The 18,985-nt window shown below is 73.2% G+C and carries 13 protein-coding genes, 2 pseudogenes and 1 riboswitch; of the genes and pseudogenes, 11 read left to right on the top strand and 4 right to left on the bottom strand.

What is annotated here, in order from left to right; genetic code table 11:
- Positions 1-197: 197 nt before the first annotated feature.
- Positions 198-1,313 (bottom strand): sucrase ferredoxin, encoded by a 1,116-nt coding sequence (locus tag QMK28_RS05805; protein ID WP_326435902.1) that lies wholly within the window; start codon positions 1,311-1,313, stop codon positions 198-200.
- Between the two features lie 240 nt (positions 1,314-1,553).
- On the opposite strand from QMK28_RS05805, the gene QMK28_RS05800 reads away from it, so the two are divergent.
- Together QMK28_RS05800 and QMK28_RS05795 are read left to right on the top strand one after the other, a co-directional pair.
- Entirely contained in the window at positions 1,554-1,808 is a 255-nt protein-coding gene (locus QMK28_RS05800; RefSeq protein ID WP_326435901.1) for a hypothetical protein, read from the top strand.
- Between the two features lie 7 nt (positions 1,809-1,815).
- Positions 1,816-2,052 (top strand): annotated as a pseudogene (locus tag QMK28_RS05795) (citrate/2-methylcitrate synthase); the annotation flags it as partial.
- A 167-nt stretch (positions 2,053-2,219) separates the two neighbouring features.
- On the opposite strand, the gene QMK28_RS05790 reads toward QMK28_RS05795, so the two are convergent.
- On the bottom strand, positions 2,220-4,670 hold the full coding sequence (locus QMK28_RS05790; protein ID WP_326435900.1) for a DNA gyrase/topoisomerase IV subunit A: 2,451 nt from the start codon (positions 4,668-4,670) through the stop codon (positions 2,220-2,222).
- Between the two features lie 255 nt (positions 4,671-4,925).
- Here QMK28_RS05790 and QMK28_RS05785 point away from each other — a divergent pair, with 255 nt between their 5' ends.
- The 4 genes from QMK28_RS05785 (at position 4,926) to QMK28_RS05770 (ending at position 9,882) form a co-directional block, all read left to right on the top strand.
- The gene (locus tag QMK28_RS05785; RefSeq protein ID WP_326435973.1) at positions 4,926-6,290 is read left to right on the top strand and encodes a M16 family metallopeptidase; all 1,365 of its coding nucleotides are present in this window, start codon (positions 4,926-4,928) and stop codon (positions 6,288-6,290) included.
- 56 nt (positions 6,291-6,346) lie between these two features.
- Positions 6,347-7,714, top strand: coding sequence for a M16 family metallopeptidase (locus tag QMK28_RS05780; protein WP_326435972.1), 1,368 nt, complete (start codon positions 6,347-6,349; stop codon positions 7,712-7,714).
- Between the two features lie 233 nt (positions 7,715-7,947).
- Positions 7,948-8,103: riboswitch (cyclic di-AMP (ydaO/yuaA leader) on the top strand.
- 13 nt (positions 8,104-8,116) lie between these two features.
- A complete protein-coding gene (locus tag QMK28_RS05775) occupies positions 8,117-8,977 on the top strand; it encodes a M23 family metallopeptidase (RefSeq protein ID WP_326435899.1) in 861 nt (286 codons plus the stop codon).
- 221 nt (positions 8,978-9,198) lie between these two features.
- On the top strand, positions 9,199-9,882 hold the full coding sequence (locus QMK28_RS05770; RefSeq protein WP_326435898.1) for a GntR family transcriptional regulator: 684 nt from the start codon (positions 9,199-9,201) through the stop codon (positions 9,880-9,882).
- Positions 9,883-10,277: 395 nt separating this feature from the next.
- On the opposite strand, the gene QMK28_RS05765 is transcribed toward QMK28_RS05770, so the two are convergent.
- Positions 10,278-10,562, bottom strand: a complete 285-nt coding sequence (locus QMK28_RS05765; RefSeq protein WP_326435897.1) for an HPr family phosphocarrier protein — start codon at positions 10,560-10,562, stop codon at positions 10,278-10,280.
- Between the two features lie 148 nt (positions 10,563-10,710).
- On the opposite strand from QMK28_RS05765, the gene QMK28_RS05760 reads away from it, so the two are divergent.
- The 4 genes and pseudogenes from QMK28_RS05760 to QMK28_RS05745 all read left to right on the top strand — a co-directional run bounded on the left by QMK28_RS05760 (position 10,711) and on the right by QMK28_RS05745 (position 17,119).
- On the top strand, positions 10,711-14,190 hold the full coding sequence (locus QMK28_RS05760; protein ID WP_326435896.1) for a bifunctional acetate--CoA ligase family protein/GNAT family N-acetyltransferase: 3,480 nt from the start codon (positions 10,711-10,713) through the stop codon (positions 14,188-14,190).
- 347 nt (positions 14,191-14,537) lie between these two features.
- Positions 14,538-15,125 carry a DUF5998 family protein gene (locus tag QMK28_RS05755; RefSeq protein WP_326435895.1) on the top strand — a complete coding sequence of 196 codons (588 nt, stop codon included), beginning with the start codon at positions 14,538-14,540 and terminating at the stop codon, positions 15,123-15,125.
- 3 nt (positions 15,126-15,128) lie between these two features.
- Positions 15,129-16,331: an alkaline phosphatase family protein gene (locus QMK28_RS05750; protein WP_326435894.1), complete on the top strand. Its 1,203-nt coding sequence runs from the start codon at positions 15,129-15,131 to the stop codon at positions 16,329-16,331.
- A gap of 83 nt (positions 16,332-16,414) precedes the next feature.
- A pseudogene (locus QMK28_RS05745) lies at positions 16,415-17,119 on the top strand (thymidine kinase).
- Here QMK28_RS05745 and QMK28_RS05740 read toward each other — a convergent pair.
- Complete coding sequence (locus QMK28_RS05740) at positions 17,085-17,867, bottom strand: VOC family protein (protein WP_326435893.1); 783 nt, start codon at positions 17,865-17,867, stop codon at positions 17,085-17,087. The pseudogene QMK28_RS05745 and the gene QMK28_RS05740 overlap by 35 nt on opposite strands.
- 260 nt (positions 17,868-18,127) lie before the next feature.
- On the opposite strand from QMK28_RS05740, the gene QMK28_RS05735 reads away from it, so the two are divergent.
- A partial coding sequence (locus QMK28_RS05735; protein ID WP_326435892.1) for a sulfurtransferase occupies positions 18,128-18,985 on the top strand: 858 nt, incomplete at its 3' end.

Below are 18,985 nucleotides of genomic sequence, written 5' to 3'. Positions count from 1 at the left end.
ACATTCCGACTTTCTGTCACGAGCTGTCTGTCACGAGCCGTGTCGGCGCTCCTGCGGTTCCGCCCCGTTCTCCTGGTGCCCCCGCTGTCGTAGCGCGGGTGGAACGCGCACGACAGGGGGCGCGGCCGAGCGGATCGGGGCAGGGGCGGGACGGGGGGCCGGAAGGGGATCAGGGCGGGTAGATCGGAAGGAGCGGGTCAGGACGGGCTGTCGGCCGATGAGCCCGCCGACGTCCCGGCCGTCGCCCGGACCGTGAGGACGTCCATCCGCGCCGGGGTGCCCAGAGCCGCGCCGCAGCTCTCCGGCCGGGGCGGCTCGGCGGCGCCCTGGGCGACGGTGACGTGCCAGGCGCGCCCGTCGGTGTGCTCGACGGTGACGGTCCAGGCGGGCGCGGCGGAGGACGCCGAGGGCAGCACCCCAGCCACCCCGACGGGCCGCGCGGCGGACATCGGGACGGACGGCGCGGCAGACGGCGGGACGGACGGCGCGCCGGCCACAGGGTCAGGCCCCGTAAGGGACACCGGGCCGGACACCGGGCCGGACACCGGGCCGGACACCGGGCCGGACGCCGGAACCGACACCGCCACCCGCACCGCCTCCTCCCGGTCCTCGCCCGTCAGCTCCCGGACGGCCAGCTCGGCCGCCTGCGCGGGGCGGTCCCATGCGGAGCGCCCCCGGCAGCCGTCTATGACGACCCGGCCCTGACGAGCGGCGTCGAGGGCGTTCTTGACGCCGCGCGCGTCGGCGCGGCCGTACGCGTAGCCGTGCGGCAGGACGAGCAGAGTGGGGGAGAAGCGGTGGCCGCCGAGGTGGGTGACCTCCCACACCTCCGCGCCGCCGCCGGTCGCGAGCTCGGCGGCGAGCGGCCGGCCGAGCAGCGCGCAGCAGCGGTCGCGCTTGCCGTTGGTGCACACCAGGGCGAGCGGGTCGCCGGTGTAGGCGCTCCACAGGCCGCCGTGCCGGCCCGCGCCGAGCGCGGTGAAGTCGAGCGCCGGCAGCTCGCCGGGGTCGCGGAGCACGGTCGTACGGATCCAGGAGCGGCCGGGGAGGGTGTGCGCGAGGAAGGCGCGGTGCCGGGCCGGGGTGCGGCGGTCGGCGTGTCGGCCGGGGCGGCGGATCAGCGCGACGCGTACGCCGGTGCCGTCCGCGGCGGCTTCCAGGGCCCGGCCGACGGCGGGGTCCAGGTGGCTGGAGGTGAGCGCCTTGGCGCCCCAGGGGCCGGACTGTTCGATCAGGAGCCAGGTCCGGGCGACGGCCGCCGTGCCGGCCAGCGATTCGGACAGTTCCCGGGAGGTGGTCGCACACGTGCTCACGAAGGCGAGCCTAACCCGCGGGGTGGTCGCAACCGTGCGCGTCGGCGCCGGGGCGCATGGGTTCGGCGGAAAGACGCAGAAATATGCGGAAATACGCAGAATGCGCAACGGCGCGGGCCTCTGGTACCCGACGGTGACCGGCAAGGGCGCGGCTTCTACGGCAAGTACGCGGAGGAGGGCGGTGGCAGCAGGAACGTCCATCTCTCGGACTTCGCGGTCTTCGGCGAGACCACCGAACGGGTGGACAGCGACCAGGTCAACGGGGTCGGCGGCGCGCTGAGCGACTCGACCGTCTCGAACCTGTGGATCGAGCACACCAAGCGCGCCTTCTGGCTGGACGGGCCGTTCGACAACCTGAGGATCACCGGAACCCGGATGCGCGATGTCACCGCGGACGGCCTCAACTTCCGCAAGGGCGTCACCAATTCCTCGGTCACCCAGTCGCATGTGCGCAACAGCGGCGACGACGGCCTCGCCAAGGCGTACGGCGCCTGATCCCGGCGTCGAGGCGATCCTCGCCGAACTCAAGCCGGGCCGCGAACTGCACACCAACGTGGAGTTCTACGCGGGCGTGGTCATGGAGCTGTGCGGGGTGCCCCGCGAGATGTTCACACCGACCTTCGCGGCGGCCCGGGTGGTCGGCTGGTGCGCCAACATCCTCGAACAGGCCGAGGACAGCAAGATCATCCGCCCCGCCGCGCGCTACACGGGACCGCCCCCGCCGCAGCCGGTGCCGTGAGCGGTCGGGGAGAGGCTCGCGACAGCATCCCGCCGTCGCGCACCTCTCCCCGGCCGAGCCATAGTCCGTACGACCACAGCTCATACGGCGAGCCGCTCGCCCGGCCCGCCCTCGCTTCCGTACCGGTCGGACCGGCGCCGGCGCAGCGCACCGGCATGCCCTACCGGTCAGACCGGCCCGGCGATCACCGAGACCGGCGCGTCCAGCGGGATGCCCGAGCCGTCGCGGCGCGGGTCGGGGACCGGCAGTTCGGCCGGGACGCCGTTCGCGTTCGCCGCGCGGGCCGGAGTGGCGCCCGCCCAGGCGAAGATCAGGCAGTCCTCGCCCTTCAGGAAGCGCTGACAGCGCACGCCGCCCGTCGCCCGGCCCTTGCGCGGGTACTGGTCGAAGGGGGTGAGCTTGGCCGTCTGGGTCGAGTCGTCGAGGGTGCCGTGCGAGCCGGAGACGGTGAAGACCACCGCGTCCGACGCCGGGTCCACCGCCGCGAAGGAGATCACCTTCGCGCCGTCGGTCAGCTTGATGCCCGTCATGCCGCCGGCCGGGCGGCCCTGCGGCCGTACCTGTCCTGCCGGGTAGCGCAGCAGCTGCGCGTCGTCCGTGATGAAGACCAGGTCCTCCTCGCCGGTGCGCAGCTCGACCGCGCCGACGATGCGGTCACCGTCCCGCAGGCCGATGACCTCCAACTCGTCCTTATTGGCGGGGTAGTCGGGGACCACCCGCTTGACGATGCCCTGCTCAGTGCCGATCGCCAGCCCCGGCGAGGACTCGTCCAGGGTGATCAGGCAGATCAGCCGCTCGCCGTCGGCCAGTGAGAGGAACTCGGAGACCGCCGCGCCGCCCGACAGGTTGGGAGCGGCGTGCGTCTCGGGGAGTTTGGGCAGGTCGATCACCGGGAGCCGCAGCAGCCGGCCGGTCGAGAGCACCGCGCCCACCTCGGCGCGGGCTGTGGCCGGCACCGCGGAGACGATCACGTCGTGCTTGACGCGCTTGGTCTCCCCGTCGGCCGGGAACGCCGCGCCGTTGGCCGTGCGCGCCAGCATGCCCGTGGAGGAGAGCAGCACCCGGCACGGGTCGTCCGGAACCTCCAACGGGACGGCGGAGACCGAGGAGCCGCCGGACTCCAGCAGCACCGTGCGCCGGTCGGTGCCGAACTGCTTGGCCACCGCGCCCAGCTCGGTGGAGACCATCTTGCGCAGCTCCGCGTCGGATTCCAGGATCCGGGTGAGCTCGGCGATCTCCGCGCTCAGCCTGTCGCGCTCCGACTCCAGCTCGATGCGGTCGAAGCGGGTCAGCCGGCGCAGCGGAGTGTCGAGGATGTACTGGGTCTGGATGTCGGAGAGCGAGAAGCGCTCGACGAGGGCCAGCTTGGCCTCGGCGGAGTTGTCACTCGACCGGATCAGCCGGATGACCTCGTCGATGTCGATGAGCGCGGTCAGCAGCCCCTCGACCAGATGCAGCCGGTCCCGGCGCTTGCCGCGGCGGAACTCGCTGCGCCGCCGCACCACGGTGAAACGGTGGTCGAGGTAGACCTCCAGCAACTCCTTGAGGCCCAGCGTGAGCGGCTGGCCGTCGACCAGCGCCACGTTGTTGATGCCGAAGGTCTCCTCCATCGGCGTCAGCTTGAAGAGCTGCTCCAGCACCGCTTCCGGGTTGAAGCCGTTCTTGATCTCGATGACGAGCCGCAGGCCGTGCGAGCGGTCGGTGAGGTCCTTGACGTCCGCGATGCCCTGGAGGCGCTTCGCGCCGACCAGGTCCTTGATCTTCGCGATCACCTTCTCCGGGCCGACGGTGAAGGGCAGTTCGGTGACGATCAGGCCCTTGCGGCGCGCGGAGACGGTCTCGACCGAGACGGTGGAGCGGATCTTGAAGGTGCCGCGGCCGTTCTCGTACGCGTCCCGGATGCCGGTCAGACCGACGATCCGGCCGCCCGTCGGCAGGTCGGGGCCGGGGATGAAGCGCATCAGCGTTTCGAGGTCGGCGGCCGGGTGCTTGATCAGGTGCCGGGCGGCGGCGATCACCTCGCCCAGGTTGTGCGGCGGCATGTTCGTCGCCATGCCGACCGCGATCCCGGAGGCGCCGTTGACCAGCAGGTTGGGGTACGCGGCGGGGAGCGCCAGGGGCTCCTGTTCCTGGCCGTCGTAGTTCGGCGCGAAGTCGACGGTGTCCTCGTCGATCGACTCGACCATCAGCGCGGCGGCGGCGGCCGGCCTGCACTCGGTGTAACGCATCGCGGCCGGAGGGTCGTCGTTGCCGAGCGAGCCGAAGTTGCCGTGCCCGTCGACCAGCGGCAGCCGCATCGAGAACGGCTGGGCCATCCTGACCAGCGCGTCGTAGATCGAGGAGTCGCCGTGCGGGTGGAGCTTGCCCATCACCTCGCCGACGACGCGGGCGCACTTCACATAGCCGCGCTCGGGCCGCAGCCCCATCTCGCTCATCTGGTAGACGATGCGCCGGTGCACGGGTTTCATACCGTCACGGGCGTCGGGCAGAGCCCGCGAGTAGATGACCGAATAGGCGTACTCGAGGAAGGAGCCCTGCATCTCGTCGACGACGTCGATGTCGAGGATGCGCTCCTCGAAGTCTTCCGGCGGCGGGGTCTTCGTGCTGCGGCGGGCCATCGCTGCTGCGGCTCCTTCAATTACCGAGGCGGGGAACTGACGGGGACCATTGTGGACCGCCGCACTGACAGGGCGGACCGCGACCCGGCGACAAGCCCTCGCGGGCAGCACCGTGCGCCGTCCCCGGGGACGGCGGGCGGCGCGGGGCGGCAGGCGGTCTACGCCCCGTACCGTACGGGAACTTCGCCAGATGTCGGCACGCTTGCATACAGTGACAGGACTTCTCAGCACGCGATCGAAGGGACGTACATGCCCATGGGTCACACGGCCACGCAACAGGCCGGTTCCGGCGGCCTGACAGCGACCGAGCACCGGCTCGCCAACGGTCTGCGCGTGGTGCTCTCCGAGGACCACCTGACCCCGGTCGCCGCCGTCTGCCTCTGGTACGACGTCGGCTCCCGCCACGAGGTCAAGGGCCGTACCGGTCTGGCTCACCTCTTCGAGCACCTGATGTTCCAGGGCTCCGCGAGCGTGCCGGGCAACGGCCACTTCGAACTGGTGCAGGGTGCGGGCGGCTCGCTCAACGGCACCACCAGCTTCGAGCGCACCAACTACTTCGAGACCATGCCCGCGCACCAGCTGGAGCTGGCGCTGTGGCTCGAAGCCGACCGGATGGGCAGCCTGCTCACCTCGCTCGACGACGAGGGCATGGAGAACCAGCGGGACGTCGTCAAGAACGAGCGCCGCCAGCGCTACGACAACGTGCCCTACGGCACGGCGTTCGAGAAGATGACCGCTCTCTCCTACCCGGAGGGCCACCCTTACCACCACACCCCGATCGGCTCGATGGCCGACCTGGACGCGGCCTCCCTGGAGGACGCGCGGAGCTTCTTCCGTACGTACTACGCGCCCAACAACGCGGTCCTCTCGGTCGTCGGCGACATCGACCCCGGGCAGGCCCTCGCCTGGGTCGAGAAGTACTTCGGCACCATCCCCTCGCACGACGGCAAGCAGCCGCCGCGCGACGGCTCGCTCCCGGACGTCATCGGCGAGGAGCTCCGCGAGGAGCTGCGCGAGGACGTCCCGGCCCGCGCCCTGATGTCCGCCTACCGGCTGCCGCAGGACGGCACCCGCGAGGCCGACGCCGCGGACCTGGCGCTGACCGTGCTCGGCGGCGGCGAGTCCTCCCGGCTGCACAACCGGCTGGTGCGCCGCGACCGCTCGGCCGTCGCCGCCGGCTTCGGCCTGCTGCGGCTGGCCGGCGCCCCCTCGCTCGGCTGGCTGGACGTCAAGGCGTCCGGCGGCGTCGAGGTGGCCGACATCGAGACGGCGGTCGACGAGGAGCTGGCCCGGTTCGCGGCCGACGGACCGACCCCCGAGGAGATGGAGCGGGCCCAGGCGCAGTTGGAGCGCGAGTGGCTGGACCGGCTCGCCACGGTCGCCGGCCGCGCCGACGAACTGTGCCGCTACACCGTGCTGTTCGGCGACCCGCAGCTCGCGCTGTCCGCCGTGGGCCGGGTCCTGGACATCACCGCGGACGAGGTACAGGCCGTCGCCGCCGCCCGGCTGCGCCCGGACAACCGCGCGGTGCTCGCGTACGAGCCGACCGGCGCCGCCGAGGCCGACGCCGCCTCCGACGGGAACGGGAACGAGAACGAGCAGGAAGAGGCGGGTCAGTGAGCGACGTTACGACCAGCACCAGCACCAGCGCGGCCGGCGTGCCCGGCAGCGACACGATGACGTTCCACCCGCGCCCGCAGGCCGGCGCGCCCACCCCGTGGGCCTTCCCCGCCCCCGAGCGCGGCACCCTGCCCAACGGCCTGACCGTGCTGCGCAGCCACCGCCCCGGCCAGCAGGTCGCCGCCGTCGAGATCAGCCTCGCCGCGCCGCTCGACGCCGAGCCGCAGGGCCTGGACGGCGTGGCCACGATCATGTCCCGCGCCTTCACGGAGGGCACCGACAAGCACTCCGCCGAGGAGTTCGCCGCCGAGCTGGAGCGCTGCGGCGCGACGCTCGACGCCTACGCCGACCATCCGGCGGTCCGGGTCTCCCTGGAGGTCCCGGTCTCCCGGCTGAACAAGGCGCTCGGCCTGCTCGCCGACGCCCTGCGCGCCCCCGCCTTCGCCGAAAGCGAGATCGAGCGGCTGGTCGGCAACCGGCTCGACGAGATCCCGCACGAGCTGGCCAGCCCCGCCCGGCGGGCCGCGATGGCGCTGTCCGCCGAGCTGTTCCCCGAGACGTCCCGGATGTCCCGCCCCCGGCAGGGCGCCCAGCAGACCGTCGAGCGGATCGACGCGCGTGCGGTGCGCGCCTTCTACGACGCGCATGTGCGGCCCGCCACCGCGACCGCCGTGATCGTCGGCGACCTCACGGGTGTGGATCTGGACGTGACGCTCGCTGACACCCTGGGCGAGTGGACCGGGGACACCGCCGAGCCCCGCCCGGCCCCGCCGGTCACCGCCGACGACACCGGCCGGGTGGTCATCGTGGACCGTCCCGGAGCGGTCCAGACGCAACTGCTGATCGGCCGCATCGGCGCGGACCGGCACGACCGCGTCTGGCCGGCCCAGGTGCTCGGCACCTACTGCCTGGGCGGCACCCTCACCTCCCGGCTGGACCGGGTGCTGCGCGAGGAGAAGGGCTACACCTACGGCGTACGGGCGTACGGCCAGGTGCTGCGCTCGGCGCCGGACGGCAGCGGCGCGGCGATGCTCGCGATCAGCGGCTCGGTGGCTACCGAGGTCACCGGACCGGCGCTCGCGGACGCCTGGCAGGTGCTGCGCCGACTCGCCGCCGACGGGCTGACCGACGACGAGCGGGACATCGCGGTGCAGAACCTCGTCGGCGTCGCCCCGCTCAAGTACGAGACCGCGGCGGCCGTCGCGAACACCTTCGCGGACCAGGTCGAGCAGCAGCTCCCGGACGACTTCCAGGCGCAGCTGTACGCGCGCCTGGTGGAGACCGGCACGGTCGAGGCGACCGCGGCCGTGGTCAACGCGTTCCCGGTGGACCGGCTGGTGACGATCCTGGTCGGCGACGCCTCGGTGATCGAGGAGCCGGTGAAGCAGCTCGGCATCGGCGATGTGCGGGTGGTCACCGGCTAAGGGTGCGAATCACCGTAAAGCGGTGAAAGTGCGGCTGTGAAGCCGTCGCGCCCCCGGATCCCGGCGAGCCCTCGGCTTGCCGGGATCCGGGCTTTTGTCCGCTTTGTTGGGGTCGGTTGTGTCAAACATGTGTGGCGTGCGCGACAAAAACCCGGATTTGTTTGCCGTTTGAAAGATGTCCCGTTTAGCGTCGGTGCGGCTGCCCGTCAGACCCCCGTCGCATCAGCGGCACCGGGCAGTCATCGCCGAGTCCCCCGAAGGCGCGAGCCTGGGGAGCCGGGGACCCAATCAGTCCCTGGGGTGAATCGGGCGCCTCTCCGGAGGGGCCCGTAGGAGACCTTCCTGCTCCGAACCCGTCAGCTAACCCGGTAGGCGAGAAGGAAGGAAAGGAACCGCCACTTCATGGCATTCATCCGTGCCAACGGCAAGCACCGCCGCCCGAACCGCGCCGTGCGAACCGGTGCGAACGCCGCGGGCATCGCGACCCTCGCCGTAGCCGGCGTCGTCGGCGCCGTCGCCTCTCCGGCCATCGCGGCCGAGAACTCCGTGCCGAAGGTCGAGCAGACGGGCCTCCAGCAGGCCATCGTCATCGACGGCACGCTGGCTCAGAACCTCGACGACCAGGCCACCGTCCAGCACAGTGCCGCGGACGTGACCCAGGCCCGCGAAAAGGCCGAGGCCGACGCCATGAAGCAGGCGGCCGACGCGAAGAAGGCCGCCGAGGCCAAGCGCAGGGCCGCCGCCGAGAAGGCGGAGAAGGCCAAGGAAGCCCGCGAGGCCAAGGCTGAGAAGGCGCGTCAGGCCGAGCCCCGCGCCGCTCGCTCCGAGGGCCGTACGGCGATCAAGCCCAACGGCAGCGGTTACGTCTCGCCGATCTCCGGCTCGTACGTCTCCACCCAGTACAAGGCATCCGGCGGCGCATGGTCCTCCGGCAGCCACACCGGCATCGACTTCCACGCCGCGTCGGGCACCGCTGTGCACGCCGTCGGCGCGGGCACCGTCGTCGAGGCCGGCTGGGGCGGCGCGTACGGCAACAACGTCGTCATCAAGATGAACGACGGCTCGTACACGCAGTACGGCCACCTGTCGTCCAGCAGCGTCACGGTCGGCCAGAGCGTCACCGCCGGCCAGCAGATAGCCCTGTCCGGCAACACCGGCAACACCACAGGGCCGCACCTGCACTTCGAGGCCCGCACCGGTGCGGAGTACGGCTCGGACATCGACCCGATCGGCTACCTCCGCTCGCACGGCGTCAGCGTCTGACCGTACGGCCCGCATGACTTGTACGACCGTCGGACTCGTCCGACCGAAGAGTCCGCGACAGCGATCGCGACACCGAAGCCCCGGCCCCGGCCGGGGCTTCGGCGTTTCTCCATGGAGCCGTCAATTCCACTGCGCTATCGGAATTTCCCGCCGCGTGTCATAGAGTCGGTGAACTGGCGCTGATCAACCGCGTTTCGCGGGGATTAAGACGGAGGTTCGCGATGGCCGGCCGCGGTATTTCCGCACACTCGGTGTGCGGCGCGATCCGCGACGATATCGTTTCCGGAACCCTGCCCCCCGGCAGCCGTCTCGTCGAGGAACTGCTCGCCCGGCGCTACGGCGTCTCGCGGGTCCCGGTGCGCGAAGCGCTGCGCGTCCTGGAGACCGAGGGCTTCGTGACGTCCCGTCGGCATGTGGGCGCCTGCGTCGCCGAGCCGACCGAACGCGAGGCCGCCGACCTGCTGGACGTCCGCGCGCTGCTGGAGCCGCTGGGGGCCGCACGGGCCGCTCAGCGGCGCACCGAGGCGCACCTCAAGGTGCTGCGCGGGCTGGTCCGGCTGGGCAGGGAACGGGCGCGGCTGGGGCAGCTGAGCGATCTGCGGTCCCTGGACGGCTGGTTCCACGAGACCCTGGCCGGGGCGTCCGGCAGTCCCGGCCTGGCCGCGCTGCTCACCCAACTGCGGCGCAAGGCCGACTGGATGTACCCGCCGGAGCCGCCGGCGCGAGCCGTCGGGACCTGGGACGAGCACGGCGCGCTGGTCGACGCGGTGACCCGGGGCGACGCGGCGCGGGCCCGCGCGGTCGTCAGCGCGCGGCTGGAGCGCTCGCTCGCCGCGTACCGGCCCCGGCGGGCGGCGGTGAGTTCTTTGAAACCTTCCGCACACACAGGACGCGGCCGAATTTAACAGCGGTCCCGTATACAGCGGGAGGGGAATTCTTTCGGCAATTCCCGCGCGCGCAATACGGAATGCGATGGCGGCGGCGGTGGCGGCTCCGGCGATAAAGCGGGCCGGGCGGGGAATCGGGCCGCGCGGAAGAGCACGTCGGGAGATCCGGAAGGCGGGGCCCGGATCGCGACCGGCGCGAGGGCCGGCTGAAGAACGAGACCGCCGCGAGGCCGGCGGAGAAGCGACGGGCCGCCTCGGTCTTCGTCCGCGCGAAGGTCTCCGTCCGCGCGAACGACGGGACCGCGGCGACCGGATGCGATGACTGCTCAACCGGTTGCCGCGGTCCCGCCGCGGATGACGCTGTGTTTGAAGACGCCGTGTTCGAAGACGATGTGTTCGGGGAGGCCCGTGGTTCAGACGGTCTCCGGAAGCTCCTCCAGCCCCTCGGAGACCAGCTTCGCCAGCCGGTCGAGCGCGGCGTCCGCGCCCTCGGTCTCGGTGGAGAGAACGATCTCCTCGCCGCCCTGGGCGCCCAGGCCGAGCACCGCGAGCATCGACGCGGCGTTGACCGGGGTGCCGTCGGCGGCCTTGGCGATCTTCACGGGGACGCCGGCGGCCATGGCCGCGCGGACGAAGATCGAGGCGGGCCGGGCGTGCAGGCCCTCGGCCCAGCCGACGGTGACGCGGCGCTCAACCATGGTGTAACCCTTCAGGTCGTATCAGTTGTCTAGACCAGCTTCTCACGGCCGACGCGGTGCTTCGGCAGGGGCCTCGGCCCCCACCCTGCCCCGCCGTACCCGGCTCCGCGAGCCCGGCCCGCGCGGCCTCGGCCCGTACCCTGGCACCATGCAGACCCCGGCGGAGCACGTCTATCCGACTCACTGGGAAGCCGACGTCGTGCTGCGCGACGGCGGCACCGCGCGGATCAGGCCCATCACGGCCGACGACGCCCAACGGCTGGTCAGCTTCTACGAACAGGTGTCGGACGAGTCGAAGTACTACCGCTTCTTCGCACCGTACCCCCGGCTCTCCGACCGCGACGTGCACCGCTTCACCCACCACGACTACGTCGACCGGGTCGGGCTCGCGGTGACCATCAGCGGCGAGTTCATCGCGACCGTCCGCTTCGACCGCATCGACGGCAACGGACGCCCCGCCCCCGCGCCCGCCGACCACGCCGAGGTCGCCTTCCTGGTGCAGGACGCCCACCAGGGCCGCGGCGTCGCGTCCGCCAGCCTCGAACACATCGCGGCCGTCGCCCGCGAGCGCGGCATCCGGCGCTTCGTCGCCGAGGTGCTGCCCGCCAACAGCAAGATGATCAAGGTGTTCACGGACGCCGGGTACACCCAGAAGCGCAGCTTCGAGGACGGCGTCGTCCACCTCGAATTCGACCTCGAACCGACCGATCAGTCCCTCGCCGTGATGCGCGCCCGTGAGCAGCGCGCCGAGGCCCGCTCGGTCCAGCGGCTGCTCGCGCCCGGCTCGGTGGCGGTCATCGGCGTCGGACGGGCCCCCGGCGGCGTCGGCCGCAGCATGCTCGGCAACGTCCTCGGCTCCGGCTTCACCGGCGCTGCGCACGCCGTCAACCGGGCCTTCCCCGAAGGGCTGACCCGGCTCGACCCGGAAGGGGCGCGGGCCTACCGCTCGGTCCGCGAGATCACCGAACCGGTCGACCTCGCCGTCATCGCCGTCCCCGCCGAACAGGTGCCAGCCGTCGTCGCCGACTGCGGCGAGCACGGCGTCCAGGGCCTGGTCATCGTCTCCACCGGCTACGCCGAATCCGGCCCCGAGGGCCGCGCCCGCCAGCGCGAACTGCTCCGCCAGGCCCGCTCGTACGGCATGCGGATCATCGGCCCCAACGCCTTCGGCGTCATCAACACGGCGGCCGGGGCCCGGCTCAACGCCTCACTGTCGCCCGAGATGCCGACGGCCGGACGCATCGGACTCTTCACCCAGTCCGGCGCGATCGGCATCGCCCTGCTCAGCGGCCTCCAACGACGCGGCCCCGGGGGTTCTGGTGGCTCCAGCGGGAGCGTGGGCACCGTGGGGGTGGTGGGGCTCAAGGGGGCAGTAGGACTCACGGGGGTTGCGGGAGCCACGGGGAGCACGAGGGCCGGGGGCGCTACGGGGACGGCGGGCACCGGGGAAGCGGTGGCTGTCGGCTGGGGCAGCGCGTACGCCTCGGCCGGCGCGGGGGACCTGGGGGATGCGGGCGATCCGGCCGGTGCGGGCGGCACGTCCGGCGCGGGTGATCTGGGGGATGCGGGCGGCGCGGCCGGGACGTCCGGCGGGGGAGCCCCGGCCGACCCAGGTGGCGCGGGCGACCCGGGCGCTGCGGGCGACCCGGGCGCTGCGGGCGACCCGGGCGCTGCGCGCGACCCGGCCGGTGCGGGTGCCTTGGCCGACCCAGGTGGCGCGGGCGACCTAGGCGCTGCGGGCGACCCGGCCCCCGTTGCCCCCGCAGCCCCCGTCGGCCTCGCCGACGACGCCGACGACGCGGGCCTCGCCGGCATCGCAGGCATCTCGACATTCGTCTCCGCAGGCAACCGCTCCGACGTCTCCGGCAACGACCTCCTTCAGTACTGGTACGAGGATCCGCACACCGATGTCGTCCTGATGTACCTCGAATCCATCGGCAACCCGAGGAAGTTCACCCGGCTCGCCCGGCGCACCTCAGCCGTCAAACCGGTCGTCGTCGTCAAGGGCGCCCGGCACAGCGGCAGCGCCCCGGCCGGGCACGCGGTGCCCGCCAACCGGATCCCGGACGCCACCGTCTCCGCGCTGTTCCGGCAGGCCGGCGTCATCCGGGTGGACACCGTCACCGCCCTCGTCGACGCGGGACTGCTGCTCGGCTGCCAGCCGCTGCCGGCCGGGCCGCGCGTCGCGATCCTCGGCAACTCCGAGTCGCTCGGCCTGCTCACCTACGACGCGTGCCTCACGGACGGGCTGCGGCCGCTGCCGCCGCACGTCCTGGACGTGGCGGCCACCCCCGACGACTTCCGCGCGGCGCTCTTCGAGGCCCTCGCGAACACCGCCTGCGACGCCGTAGTCGTCAACGCCATCCCGATGGTCGCCGAGGGCAGCGCGGCGGCGACCGGCACGCCCGATGTCCTCGCCGCCGCCCTGCGCGCAGCCGCGGCCTGGTCCGCGAAGCCGGTGACCGTCGTGCACTTGGCCATCGACGGCCTCGCGGAAGCGCTCGCCGCCCCGGCGGCGGCCCCCGAGGTCCCGGAACCCGCGCGCGCTCCGGAGCCGGCACCCACCCGGGACGCGAACCCCGGCCCCGCCGACCGCACTCCGGCCGCGAGGCCGCAGCCCGTCACGCCGCCGATGCCGCGTCTGCCGCCGATGCCTCCGAATCCGGCGTTCCCGCCCATGCCGCAGGTCCCGCCCGCGCGGCGCGGCGCGTTCCTGCCGCCGATCCCCGCCTATCCGGCCGCCGAGCGAGCCGTACGGGCACTCGCCGAGGCCGTCCGCTACGCCCAGTGGCGCAGGCACTCCGCCGAACCGGGGCGGGTACCCGAGTACGAGGACATCGAGGAGCAGGCCGCGGCGGCGGACATCATCGCGATGCTCGGCGTGCACGGCGAGCCCGCCACGGCCGACAGCGATCTGCCCGCCGACGGCACCGGCCGCCGCACGGTCCCGCTGTCCACCGAGGAGACGGCCGCCCTGCTCGGCCGCTACGGCATCGCGGTACGGACCGCACTGCCCGCCCCCGACGCCGACACGGCCGCCCGCGCCGCCGCGCGCCTCGGCTACCCGGTCGCCCTCAAGACCACCGCTCCGCACCTGCGCCACCGCGCCGACCTCGGCGGCGTCCGGCTGGACCTCTCCAGCGAGGCGGAACTGCGCCGCGCGTACCTGGAATTGACCGAGCACCTCGGCAAGCCCGAGGAGCTGCGGCCGGTCGTCCAGGCGATGGCCCCGCGCGGCGTCGACACCGTCGTACGGGCCGCGATCGACCCCGCCGTCGGCGCGGTGCTGTCCTTCGGCCTCGCGGGAGCCCCCTCGGAACTCCTCGGCGACACGGCGCACCGGCTGGTCCCGGCCACCGACCGGGACGCGGCCGAGCTGATCCGCTCCATCCGCACTGCCCCGCTGCTCTTCGGCTGGCGCGGCTCGCAGCCCGTCGACACGGCGGCGCTGGAAGAACTGCTGCTGCGGGTTTCCCGGCTGGTCGACGACCACCCCGAGGTGGTCACCGTTGACCTCGAACCGGTGGTCGTCGCACCGCACGGCGTCGCCGTGCTCGGCGCCTCGGTCCGACTGGCCCGCCCCCCGGCCCGCGACGACCTCGGCCCCCGCCGCCTGCCGGCTTACTGACGCCTTGGCGCTCGGCCGCGCTCCGGCCGCCTGCCCGCGCCCGTCCTCCGCTGCCCGCGCCCGCGTCCGCCGCTGCCCGCGCCCGCGTCCGCCGCTCGCGTCGGCCCGTAAGGCCCCCGCCCCCGCCGGGCAGTCGCCCGGAACCGCCCCCGCCGGCCCGGAACGCCGCCCCGCCGGGCTGCCCGCGCCCGCTGCCCGCCGCTCGCGGCTGCCCAGACCACCACCCCCAGCCCCGACCCGCTCCATCACACCCCCTATGTCCCGGCCAAGCCCCGCGCAGCGTCCCGCTCAGCGTTCCGTCTCCACACCCGGAGGCTCTGCCCCATAAGCCCCGTAGGATGGGAGTCATGGCGAAGACCGGTACGACGACCCAGGGGCTGCGCGCGGCTATCGAGCGCAGTGGCTACTACCCCACCCTCGTGGCCGAGGCGGTGGAGGCCGCCGTGGGAGGTGAGCCGGTCAGTTCGTACCTGGTTCATCAGGAGACGACCTTCGACTCCAACGAGGTCCGCCGCCATGTCACGGTCCTGGTGATCACCGAGAACCGCTTCATCGTCAGCCACACCGACGAGCAGGCGGCCGACGACACCTCGCCCTCGCCGTACGCCACCACCTCCACCGAGTCCGTGAAGCTGGGGCGGATCTCCTCGGTCGTGCTGAGCCGGGTCGTCGCCAACCCCGAGTCGTACACCCCGGGCACGCTGCCCCGCGAAGTGGTGCTGACCATCGGCTGGGGCGCCGTCAGCCGCCTCGACCTGGAGCCCGCCGCCTGCGGCGACCCCAACTGCGAGGCCGACCACGGCTACACCGGCTCCTCGACCGCCGACGACCTCTCGCTGCGCGTCAGCGAGGCGGGCGACGGGCCGGACAGCGTCCGGCAGACCCTCGCCTTCTCGCAGGCCCTCTCCGAGGCCACCGCGGCCACCGGCCGCTGACCGATGGCCCAGCCCCTCACCGTCGGCCCCGGATCGCACGACCCGGCCCCGCTCGACCCGCGCACCGCACCCGTGCCGAGCTACGGCAGCGGCTCGCTCAGCGACCTGATCCCGGCCGCCGCCGCCGGGCTCGCGCTGCCCGGCATGCCCGCCACCGGCCTGGAGCTCGCGCCGGCCGACCGGGTGTGCGTCTTCCTGGTGGACGGCATGGGCTGGGAGTTGCTGCGCGCGCACCCCGACGAGGCCCCCTTCCTGACCTCGCTCATGCACACGTCGATGAACGGCACGGGCCGCCCGATGACGGCGGGCTTCCCGTCGACCACGGCGACCTCCCTCGCCTCCGTCGGCACCGGCCTGCCGCCCGGCAGCCACGGCCTGGCCGGCTACACCGTCCGCGACCCGGCCACCGGACGGCTGATGAACCAGCTCCGCTGGCAGCCCTGGACCGACCCGCACGTCTGGCAGCCGCACCCCACCGTCTTCCAACTGGCCGACGCCGCCGGGGTCGCGGCCTGCCAGGTTTCCGCGCCGACCTTCCAGCACACCCCGCTGACCAAGGTCGCGCTGTCCGGCGGCGCCTTCCACGGGCGGCTGACCGGCGACGAGCGGATGGACCTGGCCGCCGACCGGCTCGGCGCCGCCGACCGCACGCTGGTGTACACGTACTACAGCGAACTCGACTCGATGGGCCACCGCTACGGCGTGGACTCGGACGCCTGGCGCGGCCAGTTGATGATGGTCGACCGGCTCGCACAGCGCCTCGCCGAGCAGCTCCCGCCGCGCTCCGCGCTCTACATCACCGCCGACCACGGCATGATCGACATACCGTTCGACCCCGATTCCCGGATCGACTACGACGACGACTGGGAACTGGGCGCGGGCGTAGCGCTGCTCGGCGGCGAGGCCCGCGCGCGGCACGTCTACGCGGTCCCGGGGGCCGCCGCCGATGTCTTCACCGTCTGGAGCGAGGTGCTCGGCGAGCAGATGTGGGTGGCCACCCGCGAGGACGCCGTCGACCTGGGCTGGTTCGGCCCGCGGGTCGACGCGCGGGTGCTCGGGCGGATCGGCGACGTCATCGCGGTGGCCCGCGACGACATCGCGGTGATCGCGAGCCGCACCGAGCCGGGGGAGTCCAGCATGGTCGGGCTGCACGGCTCGATGGTCCCCGGCGAGCAGCTCGTGCCGCTCCTCGAAGTACGCTCCTGACGCTCCGCCCCCACCCGTCCCGACCGCCCCCGCGCACCACCGTTGCCCGCCTCACCCGCCGTACGAAAGGCCCCGCGGCTCTCATGCCTGAGCTTGTGTTCTTCTCCGGAACGATGGACTGCGGAAAGAGCACTCTCGCTCTGCAAATCGAGCACAATCGCTCGGCGCGCGGCCTGCAAGGGATGATCTTCACCCGGAACGACCGGGCGGGCGCGGGCAAGCTCTCCTCCCGGCTCGGCCTGGTCACCGAGGCGATCGAGGCGGACGACGCGTTCGACTTCTACGCGCACCTCGTCGGCCATCTCACCGCCGGCGGCCGGGCCGACTACGTCATCGCGGACGAGGCCCGGTTCCTCGCCCCCGAGCAGATCGACCAGTTGGCCCGGATCGTGGACGACGTGGACCTCGACGTCTTCGCCTTCGGCATCACCACCGACTTCCGCAGCTAGCTCTTCCCCGGCTCCCAGCGGCTGGTCGAACTCGCCGACCGGGTCGAGGTGCTCCAGGTCGAGGCGCTCTGCTGGTGCGGCGCCCGTGCGACCCACAACGCGCGGACGGCCGGCGGGCGGATGGTCGTCGAGGGGGCCCAGGTCGTGGTGGGCGACGTCAACTCGTTCGACGCCGGCGCGGCCGACCTCGGGGCAGACATCGGCTACGAAGTCCTGTGCCGCCGTCACCACCGCCGCCGGATGACCGCGGCGGCGGCCCGCGCCGCCGCGCTGTCACCCGACGTCCTGCCGGTCGACGCGCGGGTCAGTCCGGCCGGGGACTCGACCGCACCACGCTGAAGACCGCGCCTTCCGGGTCCGCGACGACGGCCTGCCGCCCCGTCGCCTCGTCGCGCGGCGCCCGCAGCACCTGACCGCCCAGCTCGACGACCCGCCGGGCCGCCGCGTCGGTGTCCGCGACCTCGAAGTACGTCATCCAGTGCGCGCCCCGGTCGCGCGGCAGCGCCCGGCCCACCCCGTGGATCGCGGCCACCGGCCGGCCGTCGAGGCGCAGCGTGAGGTGGTCGGAGTCGGCCGACACGACGGTCTCCGACTCATAGCCGAACACCGCCTCGTAGAACTTGCCGACCATCGAGGTCTCGCGGGCCACCAACTCGTTCCAGACCGGCGAGCCGGGCTCGCCGAACACCTTCGTGCCGCCGTGCCCGCACGCCTGCCAGACGCCGAACAACGCCCCCTGCGGATCGGACGCGAGAGCCATCCGCCCCGCGTTGTCGGCGTCGAGCGGGCCGACGCCGACGGTGCCCCCGCACGACCTGATCCGCTCCGCGCTGGCGTCCGCGTCGTCGGTCGCCAGATACGTGGTCCAGGCGACCGAGAGGTGTCGGTCGGGGGCCAGCTCACCGATCCCGGCGACCTCTCGGCCGTCGAGCAACGCGCGTACGTACGGGCCGAGATGCTCCGGCCCCGGCTGGAACTCCCAGCCGAACAGCGCGTGGTAGAAGTCTTGGGTGGCGGACAGTCCGTGCACCATCAGGCTCACCCAGCAGGGTGTGCCCGGTGTGCGCCGAGTCGCTGCCTCGGTCATCGTCACTCTCTCCTCGGACCATCGGGGTGGTCGTGCGGACCACGCCCCGATCTGCGGGGCGGGGCATCCGTGCAGATGCTCGCACCACCGGCCGCGCCGCGCCCCCCGGCCGCGCCGCATTTCCCGCGTCGCCGCAGGAGAATGTCCGGTTTCACATTTCGCATCCGTTTCGGCCTCATTGCTGTTCATTGCCGCTCCGCCAAATGGTGGATACCCGGCAACACACTCAGCACCTGCGCCACTACGCAAAGATAGGCCCCATGAACGCCATCATCACCGCATCCGAACTCAAGAGCGACTCGAGCGCGCTCCTGCTGGACGTCCGCTGGCAGCACGGGGGTCCTCCCGGAAGGCCCGCGTACGAGGCCGGGCACCTCCCCGGCGCGGCCTACGTCGACCTCGACACCGAACTCGCGGGCCCGCCCGGACCGGCCGGCCGGCACCCGCTGCCCGACCCGGCCGCCTTCGGCGCGGCCATGCGCCGCGCGGGGGTGAGCGCGGCCCGCCCGGTCGTCGTGTACGACGGCGGTCAGGGCTGGGCGGCGGCCCGCGCCTGGTGGCTGCTGCGCTGGGCGGGGCACCCCGACGTACGCGTCCTCGACGGCGGCCTCGCCGCCTGGACCGCGGCCGGCGGCGCGCTGTCCACCGCTCGCGTCACCCCGGCCGGGGGCGACTTCGTCCCGGCCCCCGGAGCGCTGCCGCTGCTCACCGCGGACGACGCGGCGGCGCTGGCCCGTACCGGCCGGCTCCTCGACGCCCGCGCGGCCGAGCGCTACCGGGGCGAGGTCGAGCCGATCGACCGGGTGGGCGGCCACATCCCGGGCGCGATCAGCGCCCCCACCGCGGAGAACGTCACCGCGACCGGCGGCTTCCTGCCCGCCGCGGAGCTGGCCGGCCGCTTCGAGGCGCTGGGCGCGACCTCCCGCGCGCAAGTCGGCGTCTACTGCGGCTCGGGGGTGTCGGGTGCCCACCAGGTGCTCGCACTCGCCGTCGCGGGCGTTCCAGGTGTAGTCGCGCAGGCCGTCGGACTGCAGTTGGCCGTCTTGGTCGTAGGTGAAGGAGCGGCCGCCGAGGCTGGTGAGGCGGTTGTCCTTGCCGAAGGCGGCTCCGCTCTCGGC

Origin of the sequence: Streptomyces sp. H27-D2, from assembly GCF_035828615.1 — a bacterium.
Classification (GTDB): Bacteria; Actinomycetota; Actinomycetes; order Streptomycetales; family Streptomycetaceae; genus Streptomyces.
This window is presented reverse-complemented; position numbering and strand designations above follow the sequence as displayed.